Source organism: Segatella sinensis, from assembly GCF_040095255.1.
In the GTDB taxonomy this organism is placed as follows: Bacteria; Bacteroidota; Bacteroidia; order Bacteroidales; family Bacteroidaceae; genus Prevotella; species Prevotella sinensis.
Genome location: NZ_JBBNGE010000096.1, coordinates 1 through 3,811, shown reverse-complemented (window position 1 = coordinate 3,811; position 3,811 = coordinate 1). Strand labels below are relative to the sequence as shown.

The 3,811-nt window shown below is 45.8% G+C and carries 4 protein-coding genes; 1 reads left to right on the top strand and 3 read right to left on the bottom strand.

Going from position 1 to position 3,811, the window contains the following annotated elements:
* The first annotated feature begins 199 nt into the window (after positions 1–199).
* Positions 200–2,182 carry a PorE family type IX secretion system protein gene (porE, locus tag AAAT87_RS14985; protein WP_349226870.1) on the top strand — a complete coding sequence of 661 codons (1,983 nt, stop codon included), beginning with the start codon at positions 200–202 and terminating at the stop codon, positions 2,180–2,182.
* Positions 2,183–2,243: 61 nt separating this feature from the next.
* Here the strand turns inward: porE and AAAT87_RS14980 are convergent, their stop codons facing one another.
* From AAAT87_RS14980 to AAAT87_RS14970, 3 genes are read right to left on the bottom strand one after another with little or no spacing between them, the layout of a single operon-like run.
* Positions 2,244–2,429 carry a hypothetical protein gene (locus AAAT87_RS14980; protein ID WP_349226869.1) on the bottom strand — a complete coding sequence of 62 codons (186 nt, stop codon included), beginning with the start codon at positions 2,427–2,429 and terminating at the stop codon, positions 2,244–2,246.
* A gap of 55 nt (positions 2,430–2,484) precedes the next feature.
* Entirely contained in the window at positions 2,485–3,174 is a 690-nt protein-coding gene (locus tag AAAT87_RS14975) for a hypothetical protein (protein WP_349226868.1), read from the bottom strand.
* Entirely contained in the window at positions 3,174–3,476 is a 303-nt protein-coding gene (locus tag AAAT87_RS14970) for a hypothetical protein (RefSeq protein ID WP_349226867.1), read from the bottom strand. The genes AAAT87_RS14975 and AAAT87_RS14970 overlap by 1 nt, the downstream gene beginning before the upstream one ends.
* Positions 3,477–3,811: the final 335 nt, after the last annotated feature.

The window sequence follows — 3,811 nt, the reverse complement described above, 5'->3', positions numbered from 1 at the left end:
GGGCGTTGCCCTGGGCTAAGAGCTTCTGCCCTTTCAGGGCGTTGCCCTGGGCTAAGAGCTTCTGCCCTTTCAGGGCGCTGCCCTGGGCTAGGAGCTTCTGCCCTTTCAGGGCGTGCTGCCAAAAACTTGCTTCTGCCCTTTCAGGGCGTGTGGGAGAGTTGCTTGCGAAAGTTCAGTAAAATAATTAAGTTGTTCCAGTATGAAGCAGATTAGATATTACCAAATCATAACAGCCTTTTGCTGCCTCCTTCTGATAAGCTGCGGCATTGACAAGAACCTGAAGAAGGGAGAAAAGTTCCTTTCTTTAGGCGAATACTATGATGCTGCCGACCAATTCAAGCAAGCCTACACCAAGACACCTCCCAAGGAGCGTGAAAACCGGGGAAAGCTAGCCTTGAAGATGGCCCGCTGCTACAACAAGATCAACTCCACCCCCAAGGCTGTGAATGCTTACCGCAATGCCATCCGCTATAACCAGGCTTCACTCGATGACCGTCTGGCTTACGCCCGTCTGCTCCTGAAAAACGGCGAATACAAGCAGGCAGAAAAGGAATTCAAAATCCTCGTGGATTCCATGCCCGACAATATCCTAGCCCAGAACGGATTGAAATCTGCCCAGATGGCTCCCGGCTGGAAAAAAGGCGGAAGCAGATATCAGGTAAAAAAGATGGATGTCTTCACCTCCCGAAGAGCCGATTATTCACCGATGCTTCTGGGCGATGAATACGAACAGATCTACTTCACCTCCACCCGCAACGACGCACAGGGAGATGAACTCAGCGGAATCACCGGCACCAAGGCTGGCGATATCTTCTATTCAGAAAAAGACGATAAGGGAAAATGGAGCAGACCGGAAGCCATCGCCACTGGTCTGAATACCAACTATGATGAGGGAGCCTGCTGCTTCACTCCCGATGGCAAGGAGATGTATCTCACCCAATGCGTCACCGATCCAGCCTCTCCCCGATTTGCCCAGATTGTCACCTCTTCCCGTTCGGATGCAGCCTGGGGAAAGGTTCAGAAGCTGGAAATCACCCAGGATACCTTGAGCACCTACGCCCACCCTGCCATCAGTCCTGACGGCGAATGGCTCTATTTCGTTTCCGACATGCCGGGCGGAATGGGCGGTTACGATATCTGGCGTGTGCGCATCACTCCTTCAGGTCTGGGAGGTGTGGAAAACCTCGGTTCCCCCATCAATACGCCGGGCGACGAGATGTTCCCTACCTTCCGCCCTAACGGCGACCTCTATTTCAGCAGTAACGGCCATATCGGAATGGGCGGTCTCGACATCTACATTGCCCGAATAGACGAAAAGACCCAGCAGTATAAGATAGAGCATCCCGGCTATCCCCTCAATTCAGAAGCAGATGATTTCGGAATGACCTTCGAGGGACCGCACAACCGTGGCTTCTTCTCTTCCAACAGAAAGGATGGCCGCGGCTACGACCATATCTATTCTTTCAATAATCCGGAGATTGTCACCACGATGAAGGGATGGGTTTACGAAAAAGACGGCTATGAACTTCCTGCCGCACAGGTGATGGTAGTAGGCAACGATGGCACCTACAGGAAACTGCCGGTCAAGAGTGACGGTTCGTTTACGCTGCCTATCCATCCTGAGGTAGATTATCTTGTGATGGCTTCCTGCAAGGGATTCCTCAACCACAAGGAGGAGTTGCGGATAGATTCGGCAAAGGAGAGCAAGGAGTACGTGCTCCAGTTCCCGCTGGCTTCCATCTCAGCCCCAGTACTCATCGACAACATCTTCTATGATTTTGACAAAGCTACCCTGACGCCAGCCAGCACCCAGGCTCTGGATAAGCTCGTAGCCTTGCTGAAAGAGAATTCTCACGTAACCATCGAACTGAGTGCTCATTGCGATTACAAAGGCAACAGCGAGTACAACAAGCGATTGTCTCAGCGCCGCGCCCAGTCGGTAGTGGATTACCTCATAGCTCACGGCATTGAAAAAGATCGCCTTACCCCTGTGGGATATGGCAAGGAACGCCCGAAGGCAATCCGCAGGAAGCTCACGGAGAAATATCCCTGGCTGAAGGAAGACGATGTGCTCACCCAGGATTTCATCCTCAAGCAGACCAGGGAGCATCAGGAGATATGCAACCAGCTGAACCGCCGTACCGAGTTCAAAGTGCTCCGCACCACCTACAAACTGTTTTGACAAGAAGGGCATAAACAGAAACAGACCGATGTGAACGAGCGTTCACATCGGTCTGTTTCTGTTAGTCAAACTCACTTGCTATAAAATCTGCTTTTTTCACAAGCATACTATTATGGTGCTTAAGCAAATCTTCGAAAGTGTGATGCAGGGTTGGAACAAATTTCTTTGCCTGATTATATACTATTTTTAATGTGTCTGCATCGATATTCGACTTGTTGCTAAGAATCTCCTCTTTGGCTTCTTCCATTATATCATGGCGCAACTTCAATGAACAAAGCATCGCCACTTGCCTGTGATGCCAATTACTTTGTTACAACATCAATACATTTCAATGTATTGTCTATGTACCTTCTAGGAGAATCAGAAACAGTAGTTCTGATAGACATCAAGTTTGAACGATTTTGCTCCAAGTCCTGCCCAAACCAGTTTAAGACAAAATGATTTGAATTACCACCCTTCAACGGGATATTGAAATCAAACACGAAATCACTATTTACACGACTGAGTTCTAAAGCCATATCTTCAACCGTATTATGCAATACAACACCATAGAGCACCACATTTTCCTCCAAAGTATATGCATCGATAATGGGTTGTCCAAAGAAAAATGGCTTATAGCTTAAACTAACAGTACATTCTCCTTTCGCTATCGCTCCTTTGATAGGCAGACCTAAGGATATTGACTTTTCTATAATTTTACTCACTTTTGTCAGCAAAGACTTGAACACCTCCATTCCATCGCTTTTGGCGTAAAGGATGATGCTATCAGAAAAAATCATATATTGATAATTTTCATCCATCGTCTCACCTATAAAAGAAGAAAGTTTTTCCAATTTATCCTTTATGGTTTCAAAATGGCGAGCCACCATATCCTTAAACCCCATAATATCAAGAAAGGCAACTATTCGCTCACAAGTATCAGGAGTTTGCTTTTTGGGGGACAAAACTACTGGCTGTTCTCCAAAACTAGATGCAATTGTTTTACCACTCATTATTCTACAGTATTTGGAGATATAACATAACAATATACAATATTCGCAGAGCCATCCCCCTTGCCACCACCAAAGGAGCCATGCATACCACAATCTAAGTAATGCTTTTCCACCTGGCGAGCAATACACTCCGTATCAGCAGGGGAATAAACCCACCAATGTCCTTCACGTGGAACACGATGTTCCTCAAACAATCGCCTTTCCACGTTATTAGTTATGCCTATGTAAAAATCACCATAAGTATAACGCCCACTCTTATTGATATGGGCATCAAAATCCTCTATAATTTGTTCGTACTTCATAATTATGATCATTTATAATATCACAATGCAAAAATACAATTTTCTTTTCTATTCACAAAATTCGTTGAGATAAAATAACTTAAAAGTAAGATATCATCCTTTATTTCCCTGTTCTTCCAACATTGAAATACTCAAGCGCTATCGTCATTTGAATGAAAGAAAGGTATAGCAAGCGAGTTTTCCGCTAGGCGTCTAACAATCGCAATTTGTAACCATCTATATTTCCATACACCCTCTGAACCGCCTTTATTTAAAGGCGATTGTAACTACTCAGCACCCCTATGGGCATGAGTAATCGTCTTACTGTTGTACTACAGCAAGAATTGCATTGAATT

What these genes read in the sequence shown, in the direction of transcription:
- AAAT87_RS14980 (WP_349226869.1), bottom strand. Translation starts at nt 2,429, where the DNA reads ATGGAAGAAGCCAAAGAGGAGATTCTTAGCAACAAGTCGAATATCGAT.
- porE (WP_349226870.1), top strand. Translation starts at nt 200, where the DNA reads ATGAAGCAGATTAGATATTACCAAATCATAACAGCCTTTTGCTGCCTC.
- AAAT87_RS14970 (WP_349226867.1), bottom strand. Translation starts at nt 3,476, where the DNA reads ATGAAGTACGAACAAATTATAGAGGATTTTGATGCCCATATCAATAAG.
- AAAT87_RS14975 (WP_349226868.1), bottom strand. Translation starts at nt 3,174, where the DNA reads ATGAGTGGTAAAACAATTGCATCTAGTTTTGGAGAACAGCCAGTAGTT.